The organism is Bradyrhizobium sp. WYCCWR15520 (assembly GCF_056174665.1).
The window spans coordinates 268,799-287,460 of the sequence record NZ_JBWBWM010000003.1 but is presented as its reverse complement, the minus strand read 5'-3'; the positions used below and the strand labels follow the sequence as shown (position 1 = coordinate 287,460).

General features: G+C 62.5%; 13 protein-coding genes. 8 read left to right on the top strand and 5 right to left on the bottom strand.

Annotated elements, in window-relative coordinates:
• Nucleotides 1–56: 56 nt before the first annotated feature.
• Genes AC0QUY_RS04985 through AC0QUY_RS04975 form a run of 3 tightly spaced genes read right to left on the bottom strand, consistent with a single transcriptional unit; the run spans nt 57 to nt 4,832 of the window.
• Entirely contained in the window at nt 57–1,601 is a 1,545-nt protein-coding gene (locus AC0QUY_RS04985; protein ID WP_161852275.1) for a SpoVR family protein, read from the bottom strand.
• Complete coding sequence (locus AC0QUY_RS04980) at nt 1,598–2,869, bottom strand: YeaH/YhbH family protein (RefSeq protein WP_202639313.1); 1,272 nt, start codon at nt 2,867–2,869, stop codon at nt 1,598–1,600. Before AC0QUY_RS04980 ends, AC0QUY_RS04985 begins: the two co-directional genes overlap by 4 nt.
• Before the next feature lie 19 nt (nt 2,870–2,888).
• The gene (locus AC0QUY_RS04975) at nt 2,889–4,832 is read right to left on the bottom strand and encodes a PrkA family serine protein kinase (RefSeq protein ID WP_161852273.1); all 1,944 of its coding nucleotides are present in this window, start codon (nt 4,830–4,832) and stop codon (nt 2,889–2,891) included.
• Nucleotides 4,833–5,334: 502 nt separating this feature from the next.
• Here AC0QUY_RS04975 and AC0QUY_RS04970 point away from each other — a divergent pair.
• From AC0QUY_RS04970 to AC0QUY_RS04935, 8 genes are all read left to right on the top strand, one after another.
• A complete protein-coding gene (locus AC0QUY_RS04970) occupies nt 5,335–5,940 on the top strand; it encodes a hypothetical protein (RefSeq protein ID WP_475386008.1) in 606 nt (201 codons plus the stop codon).
• A gap of 92 nt (nt 5,941–6,032) precedes the next feature.
• Nucleotides 6,033–6,194, top strand: a complete 162-nt coding sequence (locus tag AC0QUY_RS04965) for a hypothetical protein (protein WP_202639265.1) — start codon at nt 6,033–6,035, stop codon at nt 6,192–6,194.
• A gap of 607 nt (nt 6,195–6,801) precedes the next feature.
• On the top strand, nt 6,802–9,648 hold the full coding sequence (locus AC0QUY_RS04960; protein ID WP_475386007.1) for a bifunctional transaldolase/phosoglucose isomerase: 2,847 nt from the start codon (nt 6,802–6,804) through the stop codon (nt 9,646–9,648).
• 13 nt (nt 9,649–9,661) lie between these two features.
• On the top strand, nt 9,662–10,657 hold the full coding sequence (gnd, locus tag AC0QUY_RS04955) for a phosphogluconate dehydrogenase (NAD(+)-dependent, decarboxylating) (RefSeq protein WP_475386006.1): 996 nt from the start codon (nt 9,662–9,664) through the stop codon (nt 10,655–10,657).
• Between the two features lie 7 nt (nt 10,658–10,664).
• Nucleotides 10,665–12,176: a glucose-6-phosphate dehydrogenase gene (gene zwf, locus AC0QUY_RS04950; RefSeq protein WP_475386005.1), complete on the top strand. Its 1,512-nt coding sequence runs from the start codon at nt 10,665–10,667 to the stop codon at nt 12,174–12,176.
• 3 nt (nt 12,177–12,179) lie between these two features.
• Complete coding sequence (gene pgl / locus AC0QUY_RS04945) at nt 12,180–12,929, top strand: 6-phosphogluconolactonase (RefSeq protein ID WP_475386004.1); 750 nt, start codon at nt 12,180–12,182, stop codon at nt 12,927–12,929.
• 29 nt (nt 12,930–12,958) lie between these two features.
• Nucleotides 12,959–13,447, top strand: a complete 489-nt coding sequence (locus AC0QUY_RS04940; RefSeq protein ID WP_475386049.1) for a gluconokinase — start codon at nt 12,959–12,961, stop codon at nt 13,445–13,447.
• Nucleotides 13,444–14,247, top strand: coding sequence for an HAD family hydrolase (locus tag AC0QUY_RS04935; protein ID WP_475386003.1), 804 nt, complete (start codon nt 13,444–13,446; stop codon nt 14,245–14,247). Before AC0QUY_RS04940 ends, AC0QUY_RS04935 begins: the two co-directional genes overlap by 4 nt.
• A 534-nt stretch (nt 14,248–14,781) precedes the next feature.
• Here the strand turns inward: AC0QUY_RS04935 and AC0QUY_RS04930 are convergent.
• Together AC0QUY_RS04930 and malQ are read right to left on the bottom strand one after the other, a co-directional pair.
• Entirely contained in the window at nt 14,782–16,581 is a 1,800-nt protein-coding gene (locus tag AC0QUY_RS04930; protein ID WP_475386002.1) for a glycoside hydrolase family 15 protein, read from the bottom strand.
• A 78-nt stretch (nt 16,582–16,659) separates the two neighbouring features.
• Nucleotides 16,660–18,606 carry a 4-alpha-glucanotransferase gene (malQ, locus tag AC0QUY_RS04925; protein ID WP_475386001.1) on the bottom strand — a complete coding sequence of 649 codons (1,947 nt, stop codon included), beginning with the start codon at nt 18,604–18,606 and terminating at the stop codon, nt 16,660–16,662.
• Nucleotides 18,607–18,662: the final 56 nt, after the last annotated feature.

Here is an 18,662-nt window from a genome sequence, read left to right as displayed (position 1 = left end):
AAATCTAGAGCCCGGCTCTGATGCATCAGAACCGGGCTCTATGTTGCCGCGGATAGCTACGCGGCCGCCGCGATGTTCCGCGGGTGCGCGACGTATTCCTTCAAGACCGTGCCGGACGCGTCGCTCTCAACGAGCGACACGTCGTAGCTCCAGAGATCGGCGAGGTGCTGCAGCACGCGCTTGGTATCGGTCTCGGTGAGCTGGGCGCCCTTCACCACGGTGTGGCGCAACATCAGCCGACGATCGCCGGCAAGGTCGACATCGACGACCTCGATATTCGGATCGATGAAGCCGACGTCGTACTGCCGTGCCAGCTCGCGCCGCAGCCGGCGGTAGCCGCGCTCGTTGTGGATGGCGTCGACCAGGATGCCGGCGCGCTCCTCCGGATCGTCATGCAGGTGGAACAGGCGGAAGTGCCGCATCAGCCGCGGGCTCATGAACTGGCTGATGAAGCTTTCATCGCGATAATTGGCCCAGATGTCGCGCAGCACGCCCATGGCATCGCCCTTGCCGGCGATATCCGGGAACCACTCGCGATCCTCGGCATCCGGATCGGTGACGATGCGTTCGATGTCCTGCATCATCGCAAATCCCAGCGCATACGGGTTGAAGCCGGAATAGCGCGGATCGTCGAATTCGGGCTGGAACACCACGTTGGTGTGCGACTGCAGGAATTCGAGGAAATTGCCGTCCGTCAGCCGTCCCTGCTGATGCAGCCGGCTCATGATGCGATAGTGAACGTAGGTCGCCGTGCCCTCGTTCATTACCTTGGTCTGGCTCTGCGGATAGAAATATTGCGCGATGTGCCGCACGATCCGCAGCAATTCGCGTTGCCAGGGGCGCAGGCGTGGCGCGGTCTTCTCAAGAAAATACAGCAGGTTTTCCTGCGGCAGGCCGAGCATCTGGCGGCGGCGCTCGACATCCAGTACGGCGTCGCTCTTCACCTTGCCGCCCGGAACGGTGCGCCACAAATCGTTGAATGCGGCCTCCTCATGGGCACGGCGCCTGCCCGCTCGTTTTTCCTCGGCGCGTAGATCGAGACTCTTCTTGCCGGGATAGCGATCGATGCCGTGCGACATCAAGGCGTGCGCGGCATCGAGCGTGTGCTCGACCGCCTGCCGGCCGTGGCGTTCTTCGCAATGCGCCACGTAGCGCTTGGCGAATTCGAGATAATCGAGAATGCCGTCGGCATCCGTCCATTGCTTGAACAGATAGTTGTTCTTGAAGAAATGATTGTGGCCAAAGGCGGCATGCGCGATGACGAGCGTCTGCATCGTCGCGGTGTTTTCCTCCATCAGGTAGGAAATGCACGGCGACGAGTTGATGACGATCTCGTAGGCCAGCCCCATCAGCCCCTTGCGATAGGATGCTTCCTGAAAGGCAAAATGCTTGCCGAACGACCAATGCTTGTAGAACAGCGGCATGCCGACGGATGAATACGCATCCAGCATCTGCTCGGCGGTAATGACCTCGATCTGGTTGGGGTAGACATCGAGCCCCAATTCATTGCACGCAACCTGCTCGCAGGCGTCGCAGATCTTCTGCAGCGTCCGGAAATCCCAGTCGGCGCCCTGAAACAGCAACTGGTCGGCCGCGGTCATGACGCGTTCCTTTCCTGCTGGCTACGGCGCTGGAAGAGATCGTGAAACACCGGGAAGATCTCGCTGCGCTCGTTGACCTTGCGCATCGACAGCGGTGCGCCATTCGCGCGCAGGCCCTCGTAAAGGGTCCAGAGCGCCGAATTGGGCATTTCGTAGCTCAGGCCGTTTTCCTGGCCGACCTCCAGATAGGCAAAGAACTGGCTGACCGGCAGAATCTTGTCCGTCAGAAGCCGGCTCGCAACCTCGCCGTCCGCGTAGGAATTGTCGCCGTCGGAAGCCTGCGCGGCATAAATGTTCCAGTCTTCCGGCCGGAAGCGCGTCCGCACGATGTCGTGCATCGCCTGCAATGCGCTCGACACCAGCGTGCCGCCGGAGGCCGGCCCGTAAAAGAACGTCTGCTCGTCGACCTCTTCGGCCCGGTCGGTGTGCCGGATGAAAACGATCTCGACATGGCGATAACGCCGCTTCAGGAACACATAGAGCAGCATGTAGAAGCGCTTGGCGAGATCCTTCATGTGCTCGGTCATCGAACCGGAGACGTCCATCAGGCAGAACATCACGGCCTGGGCCACCGGTTTCGGCACCGTCTCGAAACGGCGGTAGCGGATGTCGATCGGATCGATGAACGGGATGCGTTTGATCTTTGCCTTCAGGGCCTCGATCTCAGCCAAAAGCTCGGCGCGGCGCGCCTCGCTGCAATCCTCAAGCTCCGCTTCAAGGGCCGCCAGCTCCTCCGGCCGCGGCCGCCGCAGGGCGACGCGACGCGCCAAAGCACGGCTTACCGTTCGGCTGACCGAAATATTGGCGGGCGACCCGGATGTGGAGTAACCCGCCCGGCGAATGCCCTCGCACTCGACCTCGGCCAGCTTTCGCTTGGCGAGATCGGGCAATTCGAGGTCATCGAGGAACAGGTCGACAAACTCGTCGCGGCTGAGAACGAAGCGGAACGTATCCTCGCTGTCGCCCTCGCCCGCACCCCTGCCCTTGCCGCCGCTCTGGTTCGGCCGCGGCAGCATGTCGCCTTCGACGAACTTCTTGTTTCCAGGCAGCACCATGTCGCGCGTGCCGCCCTCGCGGCGGAAGCGCGGCTCGTCCATGCCATCGATCGGGACGCTGACCTCGCCGCCTTCCAGGACATCCTTGATGTCCCGTTCCTGCGACGACTTCTTCACCGCCCCTTGAACCAGCGCCTTCGCTCGACGCAGAAAGCGCTGGCGATTCTCCAGACTCTTGCTACCCGGATTCAGGCGCCGGTCGACGATGTGAATGGCCACGGTCTCATCCGCCTCAGCCTGCCTGTTTTACGCGCATGTACCACTCGACCAACCTGCGGACTTGCCGCTCGGTATAGCCTCGTTCGACCATGCGCGCGACGAACTCGCCATGCTTCTTTTCGGTCTCGCCGTCCTTCTTCGAGCCGAACGAGATCACAGGAAGCAGGTCCTCGACCTGGGAGAATATCCGCTTTTCGATCACTTCGCGAATCTTCTCGTAGCTGGTCCAGGTCGGGTTCTTGCCGCTGTTCTGGGCGCGCGAGCGCAGCGAGAACTTGACCACCTCGTTGCGGAAGTCCTTCGGATTGGCGATACCTGCCGGCTTCTCGATCTTGGTCAGCTCCTGGTTGAGCAGTTCGCGATCGAGCAATTGTCCGGTGTCGGGATCCTTGAAATCCTGATCCTCGATCCAGGCGTCGGCATAGTCGACATAGCGATCGAACAGGTTCTGTCCGTAGTCCGAATAGGATTCGAGATACGCCTTCTGGATCTCGTGCCCGATGAATTCGGCGTAGCGCGGCGCCAGTTCGGCCTTGATGAACTCGAGGTAACGCTTCTCGACCTCATCGGGAAGCTGCTCGCGCCGGATCGCCTGCTCCAGCGTGTACATCAGATGGACCGCGTCGGCGCCGACCTCGTTGGTGTCGTGGTTGAAGGTCGCGGCGAGGACCTTGAACGCGAAGCGGGTCGAAACGCCGTCCATGCCTTCATCGACGCCGGCGGCATCCCTGTATTCCTGAACGCTGCGCGCCTTCGGATCGGATTCCTTCAGGCTCTCACCGTCATAGATCCGCATCTTGGCGAACACGGTCGAATTCTCGTGCCTGCGCAACCGCGACATCACCGAGAAGCGCGCCATCGTTTCCAGCGTGGCCGGAGCGCACGGTGCGTTGGCCAGTTCGGAGCCCTGGATCAGCTTCTCGTAGATCTTCTGCTCCTCGGTGACACGCAGGACGTACGGCACCTTGATGACGCAGATGCGGTCGATGAAAGCTTCGTTGTTCTTGTTGGTCTTGAAGCTTTGCCACTCGGCCTCATTGGAGTGGGCGAGAATGACGCCGGTGAACGGGATCGCGCCGATATTCTCGGTGCCGATATAATTGCCTTCCTGCGTCGCCGTCAGCAGCGGATGCAGCATCTTGATCGGCGCCTTGAACATTTCGACGAATTCGAGAATGCCCTGGTTGGCGCGATTGAGGCCGCCCGAATAGCTGTAGGCGTCGGGATCGTTCTGGGCGTAGGTTTCCAGCTTGCGGATGTCGACCTTGCCGACCAGTGACGAGATATCCTGGTTGTTTTCGTCGCCGGGCTCGGTCTTTGCGATCGCGATCTGGCGCAGCCGCGACGGCTGGATCTTGGCGACGCGGAATTGCGAGATGTCACCGCCGAACGCTTCGAGGCGCTTGTAGCACCACGGGCTCATCAGACCGGTGAGGCGACGGCGCGGAATGCCGTACTTCTCCTCGAGCATCGGCCCGAGCGATTCCGGATCGAACAAGCCGAGCGGACTTTCGAACACGGGGCTCAGTTCATCGCCGGCCTTCAACACGTAGATGGGATGTACTTCCATCAACGACTTGAGGCGCTCGGCGAGCGACGACTTTCCGCCGCCGACGGGACCGAGCAGATAGAGGATCTGCTTGCGCTCTTCGAGACCTTGAGCTGCGTGGCGGAAGAATCCGACGATGCGCTCGATCGTGTCTTCCATGCCGTAGAAGCCGGCGAAGGCCGGATAGAGCCGCATCGTGCGATTCAAAAAGATACGGCCAAGGCGAGGGTCCTTGGCCGTGTCAATCATCTGAGGCTCGCCGATCGCAGCTAGTAGTCGCTCTGCAGCGTTGGCATATCGCATCGGATCGTTTCGACACGACTCCAGATATTCCGCCATCGACATATCGGTCTGGCTTCTAGCTTCGAAGGACCGGGCGAAAGCATTGAACAGAGAATCGTTGTACATGATCCGTCTCTCCATGGTCACCTGTAAATGCCGGACGCACCGTCGGGTTCCAGTGTCGGAGCGTCGTAGCTTCCGTCGCGAATCACAATAAGCACCTGCACTGATTGGACACGCGAGCCAGATCACAATGCAATGCAATAGTCGTGCTAAGCGGCTTAGCCTCGTAAAGATACGGTGCCATTTCGCTCCCGTTGTATCCGCGCGGCAACATTTTGCACCGGGCTAATACCGAGCGGGCGGTAAGGGGTTTTTTAACGATTCTGCCCACTGCACTGCTCGATTCGGCGACGGCTTTGGCAGTCTGAAGCAGCAAAGCGGAGAAAATCCGGATTCCGGGCGGCCCAAAGGTGCGAGAACGGTGGCCTTTTGTCACCTTCGGCAGGCCGACCGGTCGCCAAAAGGGCCAAGATTAACACCCGTTCATTTCGCGGGTCAGGCGCTGAACGCGCCCCGTGCCACCTGCAACTAAAGTACGGTGCCGCGCGTTTAATCCGAGTCTGCCATGAAATTCGTCTGGTTCGTCGCCGTCGTTGCCTCCCTCGTCGGAGCCAATGTCTGTCACGCCCAGGAGGCGGTCGACAAGGCGAAAGCCGCCACCTTCGACATCAAGATGTTCAGCGGACCGCTCAGCCACAAGAGCTATGCCTGCTTCGTGCGTCGTTATGACGCCAGCCATCTGGCGCAGCACCCCAAGCAGAAAATCAGCGCGATGAAGCTGCTGGTGACAGCCGAAGAGGCGCCGGAGGACAAGATCGTCAACTATTCCTTCCGCCTCGGCTTCAAGTATCGCCACCGCGCCGGCAATTTCGATTCCAGCGGCTCTTGCAGTCACATTGTCGCCGAAAGCAGCGGCGGCGAAGTTCGTCTCGGCTGCGGCGTCGATTGCGAAGGCGGCGGCATCGAGGTGGCGATGAAAGACGCGCGATCCGCGCTGATCCGGCTGGAGCGGATCAGGATCTGGGAGCGCAACAAGGCCGACGAAGACGCCAGCGACGATCTGGTTGCCGGCTCCGACGACAAGATTTTCCGCGTTGATCGCGCCGATCTGCACGAATGCTCCGACTTGGTGACCGATCGGAAGGAACTTGCGGCACTCAGGCACAAGTGAGCCACTCTACATAAGTTGGTGAACCACCTACTTAGGTTTGTGAACCACACCGCTTAGGCTGGAACGACGTCATGTTGGGCTGGAAGGACGTTATGCATCGACGCAATATGCTGTGGGGCGCGGTTTCGGCGCTCACTGCAGTCTTTGCCGCCTCTCGCGCAAACGCCGCTGCCGAAGCGTCTTCGACAAAATTGAAGGTGGTTTATCACCTCAACGATCTCGACAAGGTGAGCTTCGTGCTGGGCAACATCTAGAATCATCTTGCCGGTGCGGATCGCCGAGTTGCAGTCGCTAGGCTATCTTTATCTGCGACCGTGAGGCGTTGCCGATTGACGTGAATGTTTCACATCGACCGCTCATTTGAGCGGTCTGGTCGCCGCACTTTCGCCCGCTCCATCGAGCTGAGTGCCTCGTGTGTTCGGATACACTCGCGATGGCGCCTGCGCGCCCGCTCCCACGCCGACATGCGGGCTGTGTCCCCCTGCAACCGCCCGCGGAATGTTTTGCGCATGAACCCTCAAATTCACGCCGACGCCGGCGGCTTCCGCCGCGCCCGGGCCGAGGCGAGCAGGCCAGACAAAAGCACGAGGCAGGCCGGAAACGAAAAACTACGGCTCATGACAGGCTCCTTCACAACTTCGTGCTTGTGCCCGTTGGTGTCGCCATTCTGAAAACCGGTTCGACCGGCCAGCCAGTATCAAGAGCGGCCATTTTGCGGGATCGAACCGGTGCCAATGGCGTTAATATCGCGGGGAAGCCTCTCCTATCCGGCCGCAAGCCCAACCAAATATTGACTTTCCGGTCCTGCCCCCGAAAGCTGCCGGAAACCCAGAAATCGACCGATCGAACAGAACAGGCACCATGAATCCCGTCAAAGCACTCGAAAACCATGGCCAGGCGGTCTGGCTGGACTTCCTCGCCCGCGGCTTCGTCGCCAAGGGCGACCTCAAGGCGCTGATCGATACCGACGGCGTCAAGGGCGTGACGTCGAACCCCTCGATCTTCGAGAAGGCGATCGGCAGTTCGGACGAATATGACGGCGCGATCGGCCACGCCCTCAAGGCGGGCGACCGCCCGGTCGCCGAGCTGTTCGAGGCGGTGGCGATCGAGGACATCCAGAACGCCGCCGACGTGCTGCGACCGGTTTATGACAGTTTGAACGGCGGTGACGGTTTTGTCAGCCTCGAGGTCTCGCCCTATCTGGCGATGGATACCAGGGGAACGATTGCCGAGGCCGAGCGGCTCTGGAAGGACGTCAAGCGGCAGAATTTGATGGTCAAGGTGCCGGCGACGCCGGAGGGCCTGCCCGCGATCAAGCATCTGATCGGCGAAGGCATCAGCATCAACATCACGCTGTTGTTCTCGCAAGACGTCTATCGCGAGGTGGCGGAAGCCTATATCGCGGGTCTTGAAAACTACGTCGCCAAAGGTGGCGATCCCTCTCACGTCGCCAGTGTCGCGTCTTTCTTCGTCAGCCGCATCGATTCCGCCGTCGACAAACAGCTCGACGACAAGATCGCCAGGGCCAATGATCCCAGTGAGAAGGAGCGGCTGAGCGCACTGAAAGGCAAGGTCGCCATCGCCAACGCCAAGCTCGCCTATCAGGACTACAAGCGGCTGTTCGCCGGCCCGCGCTGGGAGAAGCTTGCCGCCCAGGGCGCCAAGCCGCAGCGGCTGTTGTGGGCCTCCACGGGCACCAAGAACAAGGACTACAGCGACGTGCTGTATGTCGAGGAGTTGATCGGTCCCAACACCGTCAACACCGTGCCGCCGGCCACGCTCGATGCCTTCCGCGACCATGGCAAGCTGCGCGACAGCCTGGAAGAAAATATCGAAGATGCCCAGCGCGTGCTGGAAGAGCTCGAAAAATCCGGCATCTCGCTCGACGATATCACCGCCGAGCTGGTCAGGGACGGCGTCAAGCTGTTCGCGGATGCCGCCGACAAGCTCTATGGCGCGGTCGCGAACAAGCGCGCCGCTTCACTCGGTGGCGGCATCGACCACCAGCAACTCGCGCTCGGCGACGGCATCAAGAAGGCTGTCGAGAAGAGCACGGAGGACTGGCGCGCATCGGCGAAAATCCGAAGGCTGTGGCAGAAGGACAAATCGGTCTGGACCGGTGACGACGAGAACAAATGGCTGGGCTGGCTGGACAGCCCCGCGGCCGCCGACGTCGTCAATTACGAGGATTTTGCCGAGCGCGTGAAGGGCCAGAAATTCAGCGACGCCGTGGTGCTCGGCATGGGCGGATCGAGCCTCGGACCGGAGGTGCTGGCGGAGACGTTTGCCAAAAAGTCCGGCTTTCCGAAGCTGCATGTGCTGGATTCGACCGATCCCGCGCAGGTGCGCGCGATGGAGGATACGGTCGACCTTGCCCATACGCTGTTCATCGTCTCCAGCAAATCCGGCGGCACCACCGAGCCGAACGTGATGAAGGATTACTTCTTCGATCGCGTCGCCAACACGGTCGGCAAGGACAAGGCCGGCCATCGCTTCGTCGCCGTCACCGATCCCGGCTCGTCGCTGGAGAAGAATGCGATCAAACAGGGCTTTGCCCGCATCTTCCACGGCGATCCCACGATCGGCGGCCGCTATTCCGTGCTGTCGCCGTTCGGTCTGGTGCCGGCGGCGGCCGCCGGTATCGACGTTCGCAGCCTGATCGCGCATACGCTGGCGATGGTGCGCTCCTGCGGCGCCGATGTGCCGCCGCACGAGAACCCGGGCGTGCAGCTTGGGCTCGCGATGGGTCTGGCCGGCCTCGAAGGCCGTGACAAGGTGACCATCACCTCGTCGGAGAAGGTTGCCGATTTCGGCGCCTGGGCCGAGCAACTGATTGCCGAATCCACCGGCAAGGAGGGCAAGGGGCTGATTCCGATCGACGGCGAGCCGCTCGGTGCCCCCTCGCTTTACGGCAACGACCGCTTCTTCATCGATATCAGGACCGAAGGCGAGGACGACGCCTCGCATGACGACCGGCTCAAAGCCCTGGAGGCGGCCGGACATCCCGTGGCCCGCATCGTCATGAAATCGATCGACCATATCGGCCAGGAATTTTTCCGGTTCGAGATGGCGACCGCCGTGGCCGGCGCGATCCTCGGCATCAATCCGTTCAACCAGCCCGACGTGGAATCGGCCAAGATCAAAACCCGCGAACTGACCGGCGCGTTCGAAAAGACCGGTTCGCTGCCGGCGGAGAAGCCTGTCGTCTCGACCGATGAGGCCGATCTCTATACCGACGAGCACAACGCAGCCGAGCTGCGCAAGGCCGGAGCCGACGGCACGCTCGGCTCCTGGATAAGAGCGCAGCTTTCGCGCGCGGACAGCGGCGACTACGTCGCCCTGCTCGCCTACATCGCGCGCAATCCGGGCACGATCGGCTCGCTGCAGAAGATGCGGCTTGCGGTGCGCGACGCGCATCAGCTGGCGACGTGCGCCGAATTCGGCCCGCGCTTCCTGCACTCGACCGGGCAGGCCTACAAGGGCGGCCCCGACAGCGGCGTGTTCCTGCAGATCACGGCCGACGACGCCGAGGACCTGCCAGTGCCCGGACAGAAGGCGAGTTTCGGCATCATCAAGGCGGCGCAGGCGCGCGGCGATTTCGACGTGCTGACCGAACGCGGCCGGCGCGCGCTGCGCGTCCACCTCAAGGGCAGTCTCGGACCGGGCCTTGCCGCACTCGATGCTGCGATTTCGGAAGCGCTAAGTTAAGGAAAGTCAGGACATGCAACTCGGCATGATCGGCCTCGGCCGGATGGGCGGCAACATCGTCCGCCGGCTGATGAAGAACGGCCACACCGCCGTGGTCTACGACAAGGACGCCAAGGCGGTCGCCGCGCTGGCCGGCGAAGGCGCAACCGGCGCGGAAACGCTGGAAGCCTTCGTGGCAAAACTCGAGAAGCCGCGCACCGCCTGGGTGATGCTGCCGGCAGGCAAGATCACCGAGGCGACCATCGAGGCGCTCGCCAAGCTGATGCAGCCGGGCGATGTCATCATCGACGGCGGCAATACGTTCTGGCAGGACGACGTCCGGCGCGGCATGGCCTTGAAGGAACGCGGCCTGTATTATCTCGACGTCGGCACCAGCGGCGGCGTCTGGGGCATCGAACGCGGCTATTGCATGATGATCGGCGGCGACAAGGCGGTAGTCGACCGGCTCGATCCGATCTTCAAGACGCTGGCGCCGGGCGCCGGCGACATTCCGCGCACACAGGGGCGCGAAGGGCGCGATCCGCGCGTCGAGCAGGGCTATATCCACGCCGGCCCTTCCGGTGCCGGGCACTTCGTCAAGATGATCCACAACGGCATCGAATACGGCCTGATGCAGGCCTATGCCGAAGGGTTCGATATCCTGAAGAACGCCAACATCGATGCGCTGCCGCCGGAGCATCGCTTCGCATTCGACATTGCCGATATCGCCGAGGTGTGGCGGCGCGGCAGCGTCATTCCCTCCTGGTTGCTCGATCTCACCTCCTCCGCGCTCGCGGAAAACCAGACGCTCGATAATTATTCCGGCTTTGTCGAGGATTCCGGCGAAGGTCGCTGGACCGTCAACGCCGCCATCGACGAGGCCGTGCCGGCGGAAGTCTTGACGGCGGCGCTCTATGCGCGCTTCCGTTCGCGCACGGATCACACCTTTGCGGAAAAGATCCTGTCTGCGATGCGGGCCGGTTTCGGCGGCCACAAGGAGCCGCCGAAGAAACCCAATACGAAGGCGTGAAGCGGTCATGGCGGTCGGTCAAACAGCACAGAAGAAACCCGATCCCTGCTCCTTCGTGATTTTCGGCGTGACCGGCGACCTCGCGCACCGGCTGGTCGTCCCTGCCCTTTATAACCTCGCAGCAGCCGATCTATTGCCGGACAAGTTCTGCGTGGTCGGTATCACGCGCGAAGGGATGTCGAGTGACGCCCTTCGCGACGATCTGATGAAAGGCCTGCGCCAGTTTGCGACCCGCCCTGTAGACGACAAGATCGCGCGGCGCCTGCTTGAATGCGTCACCTGCATCGAGGCCGACCCAAAGCGTCCAGCGTCATTCGACGCGATGAGCAAGCGGCTCGGCGAACTCGAAGCCGCGCGAAACACCGGCGGCAACCGGCTGTTTTATCTGGCAACGCCGCCCAACGCATTCCTGCCGATCAGCCGCGAGCTTGGCCGCACGGGCATGCTGGCCGAGAACGGCGCATGGCGGCGCCTGGTGGTGGAAAAGCCGTTCGGCACCGACCTCGCGTCCGCCAAGGCGCTAAACAGCGAATTGCTCAAGCTGGTCGATGAGCACGAGATCTACCGGATCGATCACTATCTCGGCAAGGAGACGGTGCAGAACATACTGGTGCTGCGCTTTGCCAACGGCATGTTCGAGCCGATCTGGAACCGCAACCACATCGACCATGTCCAGATCACGGTCAATGAACAACTCGGGGTCGGCCATCGCGGCAGCTTCTATGACCAGACCGGCGCGCTGCGTGACATGGTGCCGAACCACCTTTTTCAACTGCTGTCGCTGGTGGCGATGGAGCCGCCGATCCGCTTCGACGCGCATTCGGTGCGCACCGAAAAGGCGGATGTGCTGGCCGCGATCCAGGCCCAGACCGAGGCGGAAGCGCTGCGAAATTCGGTGCGCGGCCAGTATGTGGCCGGCCGGATCGGAGACAACGAGATTGCCGACTATCGCAGAATCGAAGATGTGGCGTCCGGCAGCGCGACAGAGACCTATGTGGCGCTGAAGCTGATCATCGACAATTGGCGCTGGGCCGGCGTTCCCTTCTATTTGCGCACCGGCAAGGCGCTCGGCGTCAAGCGCACGGAAGTCGCGATCAAGTTCAAGCAGGCTCCGTTCGCGATGTTCGACTGCACGCCGGTAGAACGACTGGCGCAGAATTACCTCGTGATCGGCGTCGCGCCGAACGAAGGCATCGCACTGCAGTTCAACACCAAGGTGCCTGGCCCCGCGATCCTGATCGACGGCGTCGAGATGAAGTTTCGCTACAAGGACTATTTCAAGGCCGAGCCCTCCACCGGCTACGAAACGCTGATCTATGATTGCATGATCGGCGACAACATCCTGTTCCAGCGCGCCGACAGTGTCGAGGCCGGCTGGAAGGCGGTGCAACCGTTCCTCGATGCCTGGAAGAAGGCTGGAGCCGAGGGCTTGCGGACCTACAAGGCCGGCAGCGAAGGCCCGGAGGACGCGAACGAACTATTGACCCGCGACGGTCGAAGCTGGCGAAAGCTCGGGTGAGCGATGGCGGAGAACGACCATCGCCGTGTGATTGCGGTTGCCGATCCGGCTGCCCTGGCCGCGGCCGCTGCTGACCGAGTGCTGGCGAGAATAGCGGCCAACGGCGGCCGCGTGGCGATTTGCCTGACCGGCGGATCGAGCCCGAAGCAGCTTTATCAGTTGCTCGCAACCGAGGCCTATCGCAGCCGGATTCCGTGGCAGCGCGTGCACTGGTTCATCGGCGACGAACGTTTCGTGCCGGCCGATGATCCACTCAACAATATGGGCATGGCGCGAAAAACCTTGCTGGACCGATGTGCGTCGGCGGCGAACATCCATCCGATTCCGACGGCGACCGCCGATCCGACCGATCCCGACCGGTGCGCCGCGCTCTACGAACAGGAGTTGCGGTCGTTCTATGGCGCAGACACGCTCGATCCGGCACGCCCGCTGTTCGATCTCGTGCTGATGGGCGCCGGCCCCGATGGCCACACCGCGTCACTATTTCCCGGCGATCCCGCGCTCGACGAGACCGCGCGCTGGGTCGTCGGCGTCCCCAAGGCGAATGTCGAACCATTCGTCCCGCGGATCACCCTCACGCTGCCCATCCTTGCCTCCTCCCGCGAAATGTTGTTCGAGGTTGCAGGCGGAGCCAAGCGCGCGATCTTGACGCGCCTGTTCGCAGGCGAGAATCTGCCTGCCAACCGCGCGCGATCCACCTGCGAGACGATCTGGCTGGTCGACCGGGACGCCCTTCCGGAGGATTTTGGTTGAGCGACAGGACTCCTTGCGCGCTGGTGGTGATGGGCGTTTCCGGCTCGGGCAAGAGCACCATCGCCGATCATCTCGCCAAACGCCTCGGCTGGCGCTACGAGGACGGCGACCGGTTTCATCCGCCGGCCAACGTGGCGAAGATGAGCGCCGGCCATCCGCTGACCGACGAAGACCGCTGGCCGTGGCTCCGCGCGATTGCCGACGAGATCGACCGCCTCGCAGCGGCCGGCGAGCGCGCCGTGATCGCCTGCTCGGCGTTGAAGCGCGCCTATCGCGACATTCTCGTGCACGGCCGCGACGATGTCCGCATCGTTTTTCTCCAGGGAACGCAGGAGCTGATCGCAGCACGGCTTGTGGCCCGCAAGGGGCATTTCATGCCATCGGGCCTGCTCGCCAGCCAGTTCAGAACGCTGGAGCCGCCTGATACGGACGAGCGCCCGATCACGGTATCGATCGATGCTCCGGTCGAGGCAATCGTCGATAACATCGTCAGTCAATTGAACCTGGTTTCCCAATGACCCGAATCGCACTTGTTGTTTCCGACGTCGACGGCACCCTGTTGACGCACGACAAAGTCCTGACCGAGGGCGCCAAGGCGGCCGTGCGAAAGCTGCATGCGGCCGGCATCGGCTTCACCATCGTCTCCAGCCGGCCGACCATCGGCATGGGCTTTCTGATCGAGCCGCTTACGATCACGCTTCCCGTCGGCGCCTTCAATGGCAGTTCGATCGTCGACAACAAGCTCAAGCCGATCGAGCAGCATCTGATCGCCCCTGCCGTGGCACAGCGCAGCCTCGACGTGCTCAATGAATTCGGCGTCGATATCTGGCTGTTCAGCAACGAGCGCTGGTACACCCGCAATCCCGACGGCGAGTACGTCCCGCACGAGAAGCGGGCCATCAAGGCCGACCCGACCATCGTCGCCGACTTCACGCCGTATCTTGACGAGGCCTGCAAGATCGTCGGCGCCAGTTCGGATCCGGCCCTGCTGCAGCGTTGCGAGGCCGCGATGAAGGAGGCCGTCGGCCGAGAGGCGACCGCGGTGCGTTCCCAGACCTACTATCTCGACGTTACGCCACCCGGCCACGACAAGGGCACCTTCGTGGACGCTATGATCAGGCGGCTCGGCATTCCGCCCACAGCGGTAGCGACCATCGGCGACATGGAGAACGACCTGCCGATGTTTGCCAGAAGCGGCGTTTCGTTTGCGATGGGCAACGCGGCCGACGGCATCAAGCAGCGCGCGACCCATGTCACCGACAGCAACGAACGCGACGGGTTTGCGGCCGCAATCGAGACGATGCTGCGGCTCGGATAGGGATTTTTTTTACGCGCTTTCTTCACGCGAACCGGCTTCCACCCCGGATCAAGCCGGGGCGGGCTTTCGCTCGAAAACGCTATGCTCCCGCCGTATCAAGCCGGCCTGAAGGATAAATCGAGGAATTGTCAAAGTCTTCCGGCGGCGAATCCGGTCCTCTCGGCAGGCACGATCGGCAAGCGCGAGCCGGTGTCCGAGCGCCGCCTCCTCCCATGAAGGCAGGTTCACCCCAGCCCGGGCCTGCCGCGGCGCAGGCGGATGCCGGCTCGCGCGACTTGCCGTAACTCAGCTCGCACGCCGTACAGATTCGTAGGGTGGGCAAAGCGAAGCGTGCCCACCATTTTTCGAGCAAGACGTGAGATGGTGGGCACGGCGCTTGCGCGCCTTTGCCCACCCTACGGCCTATCCACGTCATTGCGAGCCAACGGGTCGCGCGAATGCGCGCCCGATGACAGGCTCAGCGAAGCAATCCATAGCGCCGGCACGCGGTGACATGGATTGCTTCGCCGCTTTGCTCCTCGCAATGACGGAAGGCTATTTCGATCGCTGCATGGCCGGCTTCTCGGTGGACTTCTTTGCCGCGCAGAGATTATGCGCGGTGTTGATCAGCGCGATGTGCGTCAGCGCCTGCGGGAAATTGCCGGTCTGGCGGCGGACTGCGGTATCGTACTCCTCGGCCAAAAGGCCGAGGTCGTTGGCGATCGCGACCACGCGGGCAAACAGCTCCTGCGCCTTGTCAAACTGCCCTGCCAGAACATAGGCATCCGCCAGCCACAGCGTGCAAGCAAGGAAAGCGCCTTCGGCCGGCTGTTTTTCCACTTCACGGGGATCGTGCCGCAGCACAAAACCGTCGCGCACCAGATGCTGTTCGACCGCGGCAAGCGTGCCGCGCACGCGGGGATCATCCGGCGGCAGAAAGCCGACCGACGGCAACAACAGGATGGAGGCATCGAGCATCTTCGAGCCGTAGGACTCGACGAAGGCGTTGAGCTCGGGATCAAAACCCTTGGTGCAGACGTCGCGATGAATGGCGTCGCGCAGCACCCGCCACTTCACAAGCGGCGCCTTGAAGCCGAACGTCTCGGCGCTCTTGATGCCGCGGTCGAACGCGACCCAGGTCATCACCTTGGACGAGACATAATGCTTGCCCGCGCCGCGGCGTTCCCAGATACCGTGATCGGGCTTGTCCCACTGCGCGGCAAGGTGCTGTAGCACGGCGCATTCCATCGCCCAACTGGTCTCGTCCATTTCGAGCTTGGCCACGCGCCACTGGTGAAAGGCGTCGATCAGTTCGCCGTAGACGTCGAGCTGCAACTGCGCATGCGCAGCATTGCCGACCCGCACGGGCTTTGCACCTTCATAGCCGGGCAGCCATGCGGCCTCCCATTCCAGAAGGCGACGCTGGCCCATGATGCCGTACATGATCTGCATGTTGGCGGGAGAACCCGCCGCTGCGCGTAACAGCCAGCGATGCCAGGCGGAAGCCTCCTCGGTATAGCCCGAGTTCATCAGCGCCAGCAGCGTGAAAGTGGCGTCGCGCAGCCAGCAGAAGCGATAGTCCCAGTTGCGCTGTCCTCCGAGCTTCTCCGGCAGCGACGTCGTCGGCGCGGCGACAATGCCGCCCGTCGGCGCATAGGTCTGCGCCTTCAGCGTAATCAGGGAGCGCATCACGAGATCGCGGTGGTCGCCTTCATAGGTGCAGCGGCTGCACCATTCGGTCCAGAACGTTTCGGTGTCCTGCAAGGCGTAGGCAGGATCGATCGGCTTCGGCACGGGCAGATGCGAGGGGCCGTAGGTGAGGACGAAAGGAACGGTGTCGCCCTCGCCTACTTCGAAATCGGCGACCGTCGTCAGGTCCTCGCCGCGGGTTTCCACCGGGGTGCGCAACACCGTCATATCCTGCCCGCAGATCGCGAGCAGCGCGGATCCATCCTCGCTCTTCTTGACCCAGGGAATGTCGATGCCGAAGCCGAAGCGGATCACCAGCTGCATGTGCATCCTGACCCGCCCGCGCACGCCGCGCACCAGCCGCACCACGTCGGAGGCGTTGCCGCGCGGCGGCATGAAGTCGATCAGGTCGACCGTACCATCAGCCGTCTCGAACCGTGTCTCCAGGATCAGGGTGTCGCCCCAGTAACGGCGCGAGGTGCCGGTGACCTCCCCCGCTGGCGCGATCAGCCAGCGGCCATGCTTGTGCGTGCCGAGAACAGCCGCAAAGCAGGCATCGGAATCGAACGCCGGCCAGCACAGCCAATCGATCGACCCGTCACGGCCGACCAGCGCCGCAGTCTCGCAATCGCCGATCAGCCCATAATCTTCGATCGGGCACGGCATGATGATTCACCGTCGCAGCGGGATGGCATTTCTTCCAGATATCATCCCGCTCTACCTTCTTGCTCGTGCATGATCTCTTCAGATCGCGGCGCGTGACCGCTCGTGGGTTGCCGCCTTCAGCGCGGCGACGTCGACCGTGGACGTCATTTCCTCGATCGTCACCGGAAGCCGCCGCCGCCAGTTCGGATGCTCATTGACGGTGCCGGGAATGTTGGGCTGGTCGACCACCCCGAGCAGATCCTCCAGCGAAACCGCGAGCAGCCGCGATTTGGTTCGCGCCAGGAAATTCGCGACCGAATAGAGATCGTTGCGATCGATGGCGTGATGCCGCAGCACGTCGTCCAGCATGGCAAGCGCGTGCCAGCGCGCCTCGTCGCTCTCGCCGGGATCGATCCCGAGCGAGCGCTTCAGCTTGAGGTCGCCGAACGCGCGCCAGCCGGCATAGGTCGAGAGATCATGGGTGTTGAAGGTGACGAGCGCGTTGGTTAAATAATGATCGATGTTGCGGAACGAGCCGTGGTCGTCGCGCTCGAACATCATCACGAGATATGACCAGATACCCCAATCAGCGATCTGGTCGCGAAACCCTTCCGGCACGGTGCCGAGGTCTTCGCCGATTACGACGCAGCGCTGGGCCATGCTTTCTTGCGCGGTCACTGCGAGCAGCGCCTCGAACGGCATCTGGACGTAGACACCGTCGCGTGCGGTAAAGCCTTGCGGCACCAGATAGAGCCGCTTCAGGCCCAGCACATGATCGAGCCGGATTGCACCGGCATGCCGCATCGAGGCGCGCAGCATGTCGCGGTACGGGGCAAACGACTGCCGCTCGAGCCCGACCGCATTGAAGCCGGCAAGGCCCCAGCTCTGGCCGGCGGTGTTGAGCGGATCGGGCGGTGCGCCGACGCCAAGATGGCGGGATATTGCGACCTGTTCGTTCCAGGCGTCGAACCCGTCGGCCTGCACGCCGACCGCGACGTCGAGATAGAGCCCGACCTTCATGCCGAGCTTTTTGGCCAGATCGTTGGCGGCGCCGAGTTGCCGGTCCGCGGTCCATTGCACGAACTCGACAAATTCGATTTCACCGGCGTCCGCGCCCTGGCGCAACGCGGCGCATCTGGCATCGTCAGGCTGCCGCCACTCTTCCGGCCATTCCCACCACGGCTTGCCGAATTTGTGCCGGAGCACCTCGAAGCAGGCAAAATGCGATAGCAACGTGCCGCGCTCGGCGCGGAATTTGTCAAAATCCAGTCGGCGCCCCGGCTTGGCGTTGGCCTTGAAGGCAGCGAAGGCGGCGCGAAGCGCGCGCCACTTCAACCCGGCGACGCCGACATAATCGACGACATCGCCTGCCCGCAACGGCGCCAGCGCATCGCGGATTTCGGAATCGGGCTGAAATTCGGGAAGCTTTTCAACATCGATATAAAGCGCATTGAGAAACAGCCGGCTGTTCGGCGAATACGGGCTGCAATCGCCCGGACGATCGTCGAACAAAGCGTGCAACGGATTGAGGCCGACGCCATCGGCGCCGAGATGATCGGCAAGTTCGATCAGGCTGGCGAGGTCGGTGAAGTCGCCCATGCCCCAGTTGCGCGCCGAGCGGACGCTATAAAGCTGCACCGCGAGCAGCCAGCAGCGGTCGAACTCACCGCCAAACGCCCGTTCCGGCGCCGAAATCAGCGGCACGTCCTCAGTCGTCGCGGCATCCTTCACCTGCAGCCGGTAGATACCGAGCGGCAGGTCCTTGGGCCAGTCGATGGCGTGATCCGAGCTCTCGCCTTTGGCGATAACTCCCGAATCCGCAACGATTTTCCACTCCACCGGGAGCTTGGCTTTCGGGAGTTCGGTTCGCGACGGTCGCCCGGACCGCACCACCACGGGGTGACCGACCAGTGGTCCCGGCGCCTGCGGTGGCAGGGCATCCAGGATTATTTTGAGCGCGGCGGCGTCCGTCACACGGCGGTGACCCTGACCGTCCAGGAACTCGGTCTGAATCCCCAGGGCTTTGGCTTGAGCAAAAAGATCCATTCGGCACGTACTTTGCACGCAAACATCAAACCGATGTCGCGAAATTGTCCAATTAC

What these genes read in the sequence shown, in the direction of transcription:
- AC0QUY_RS04985 (WP_161852275.1), bottom strand. Translation starts at nt 1,601, where the DNA reads ATGACCGCGGCCGACCAGTTGCTGTTTCAGGGCGCCGACTGGGATTTC.
- AC0QUY_RS04975 (WP_161852273.1), bottom strand. Translation starts at nt 4,832, where the DNA reads ATGTACAACGATTCTCTGTTCAATGCTTTCGCCCGGTCCTTCGAAGCT.
- AC0QUY_RS04970 (WP_475386008.1), top strand. Translation starts at nt 5,335, where the DNA reads ATGAAATTCGTCTGGTTCGTCGCCGTCGTTGCCTCCCTCGTCGGAGCC.
- AC0QUY_RS04965 (WP_202639265.1), top strand. Translation starts at nt 6,033, where the DNA reads ATGCATCGACGCAATATGCTGTGGGGCGCGGTTTCGGCGCTCACTGCA.
- AC0QUY_RS04960 (WP_475386007.1), top strand. Translation starts at nt 6,802, where the DNA reads ATGAATCCCGTCAAAGCACTCGAAAACCATGGCCAGGCGGTCTGGCTG.
- gnd (WP_475386006.1), top strand. Translation starts at nt 9,662, where the DNA reads ATGCAACTCGGCATGATCGGCCTCGGCCGGATGGGCGGCAACATCGTC.
- zwf (WP_475386005.1), top strand. Translation starts at nt 10,665, where the DNA reads ATGGCGGTCGGTCAAACAGCACAGAAGAAACCCGATCCCTGCTCCTTC.
- pgl (WP_475386004.1), top strand. Translation starts at nt 12,180, where the DNA reads ATGGCGGAGAACGACCATCGCCGTGTGATTGCGGTTGCCGATCCGGCT.
- AC0QUY_RS04940 (WP_475386049.1), top strand. Translation starts at nt 12,959, where the DNA reads ATGGGCGTTTCCGGCTCGGGCAAGAGCACCATCGCCGATCATCTCGCC.
- AC0QUY_RS04935 (WP_475386003.1), top strand. Translation starts at nt 13,444, where the DNA reads ATGACCCGAATCGCACTTGTTGTTTCCGACGTCGACGGCACCCTGTTG.
- AC0QUY_RS04930 (WP_475386002.1), bottom strand. Translation starts at nt 16,581, where the DNA reads ATGCCGTGCCCGATCGAAGATTATGGGCTGATCGGCGATTGCGAGACT.
- malQ (WP_475386001.1), bottom strand. Translation starts at nt 18,606, where the DNA reads ATGGATCTTTTTGCTCAAGCCAAAGCCCTGGGGATTCAGACCGAGTTC.